The 1,793-nt window shown below is 56.6% G+C and carries 1 protein-coding gene; it reads left to right on the top strand.

Annotation, left to right across the window (positions count from 1 at the left end; all coding sequences use genetic code 11):
- The coding region (locus tag ABYO54_RS16095; protein WP_372809248.1) for an ATP-binding protein at positions 1–1,611 on the top strand (1,611 nt) is incomplete at its 5' end.
- Positions 1,612–1,793: the final 182 nt, after the last annotated feature.

The raw sequence follows: 1,793 nt of genomic DNA, 5'->3' as shown, positions 1-1,793 counted from the left end.
ATTGCCCGCGCATCGATGCGCGAGCAGATCGTTTCCAATTCGCTGCCGTTGACGAGCGACAACATCTATTCCGAGATTCAGCGCGATTTGATTCCGCCGGTCTTTATCTCCTCGCTGATGGCGCAGGACACGTTTTTGCGCGACTGGGTGCTGGAGGGCGAACAGGAGGTTGACAAGATTACCCGCTATCTGCAGGAGATCCGGACAACCTACGATACCTTCACCTGCTTCTTCGTCTCCGAAGCAACGCACAAATACTATTGTTTCAATGGCGTGTTGAAGCAAGTTCGCCCAACCGAGGAGCGCGATGCCTGGTATTTCCGTGTCCGGTCGATGGACGGGCTCTATGAGACCAACGTGGATCCCGACATGGCGAACAAGGACACGATGACCATCTTCATCAACTACAAGGTGTTCGACTACGACGGCCAATACATCGGGGCCGCAGGCGTCGGCTTGAAGGTCGGCTCGCTGATCGATCTGATGAAGCGCTACAGCCTTAAGTACAGCCGCAACCTTTATCTGACCGACCCCGCGGGCAACATCGTGCTCTCCAGCAACGATACCTATGCGAATGTCGACGAAATCGAGGGAATGCGCACGGTACGCGATGAACTCCTCTCGTTGGACGGCGGCGTTTTCGATTACAAGCGCGACGGATCAATGGTCTTTCTGAACAGTCGCTATATCGACGAGCTCAAATGGCATTTGCTGGTGGAAGAGCTGGAGTCGGGGTCGACCCAAGGCATCTCCCATGCGCTCTTCCTCAACCTGGCCATTTGCGGCGTGATCACGCTGGCCATTCTTCTGATTGTTGCCTATTCCGTCGCACGCTACGAAAAGGCCGGCCGGGAACAGGAGGCCGTCATTCTGGATCAGCACCGGCGCCTGGAGCAGAACATCGAAGCGCTCGCCGAGGCCAACCAAAAGAAAAACACGCTGCTGCACATCCTCTGCCACGATTTGGCCAACCCGTTTGGCGCACTGATTTCCTCGCTCGACGAGCTCGAATCCGACCCCGGGATGCTGGCCGAGCTGCTGCCCCATATCAGGAAGTCGCTCGACAACGGCATGGGAACCATTGAGCTGGTCAGAAAAATGCGCGCGGTTGAGGAGGGGCGGATCGACCTTCCGCTCCAGTCGCTTCCGTTAAAGCGGGCGCTGGAGGAAACCATGGCGATGCTCGATGGCATGCTGCGTCGCAAGCAGATCGACGTGGTGCTCGAGGTCCCCGACGATATCACCGTTTCGGTCGAGCGCTTTTCGTTCAACAATTCCGTGCTCAACAACTTGCTCACGAACGCGATCAAGTTTTCGGTGCCCAAAGCCAAAATCCGCATTTCCGCCGTCCGCGCGGCCGACGGGACAGTCCGGCTCAGCATTGCCGATGATGGCATCGGCATGCCGGAAACCATTCTGGAGGCGCTCTTCAATTTCAAGGCGAACACCACCCGTGCGGGAACCCTCGGCGAGTTGGGAACGGGCTTCGGCATGCCGCTCGTCGAACAGTTTGTGCGGGCGTTCGGCGGAAGCATCGAGGTTGCTTCGCGCGACATCGAGCAATTTCCGGCCGACCACGGAACCGAGGTGGTTCTCACGCTGAACCCCTAGCCTGATCTATTCATAAAAATGGATGGGAATGGGGTTAACATCCCGGGCTTAAGGTACATATGGTTTTTTGTTTCAAAAATTTAGTCCCATCCATTTTTACCGGAGGCGCGGCGATTTCACTTCGTCAACTTCGTTGCGAAAGGCTTGCGGTAGGCTGCTACAGCGGCACCTTTCGACGCGTT

This window comes from Pontiella sp. (genome assembly GCF_041622395.1).
GTDB lineage: Bacteria > Verrucomicrobiota > Kiritimatiellia > Kiritimatiellales > Pontiellaceae > Pontiella.
Note: the sequence above shows the minus strand (reverse complement) of the source record. Positions and strands in the feature narration are given on the sequence as shown.